This is a genomic window from Halomonas urmiana (genome assembly GCF_005780185.1).
Lineage (GTDB): Bacteria > Pseudomonadota > Gammaproteobacteria > Pseudomonadales > Halomonadaceae > Halomonas > Halomonas urmiana.
Genome location: NZ_VBUI01000105.1, coordinates 1 through 261, shown reverse-complemented (window position 1 = coordinate 261; position 261 = coordinate 1). Strand labels below are relative to the sequence as shown.

The window sequence follows — 261 nt, the reverse complement described above, 5'->3', positions numbered from 1 at the left end:
TTACCCTAACTGCAACTGCTACAGATGGTGATGGTGATGCGGTCACCAGTGATCCTGTTGCGGTAGGTGATCGTTTTATCTTTAAGGATGATGGGCCATCAATTGGTTCTGCGCCAGCAGTAACTTCTGTAGATGAAAAAGGTCTAGCGACAGGAAGTGAACCAAACACATCGTTACTCACCGCAGAAGGCAATTTGAGTGTGAGTTATGGTCAGGACGGTTCAGATAATGGCGGTGGTTTAAGCTTTGCTGCAAATCAAA

1 protein-coding gene is annotated in these 261 nt (G+C 46.0%); it reads left to right on the top strand.

Annotated features, from left to right (window positions below):
• Positions 1-261: hypothetical protein (locus FEI13_RS18945; RefSeq protein ID WP_138183028.1), on the top strand; the 261-nt coding region annotated here is incomplete at both ends.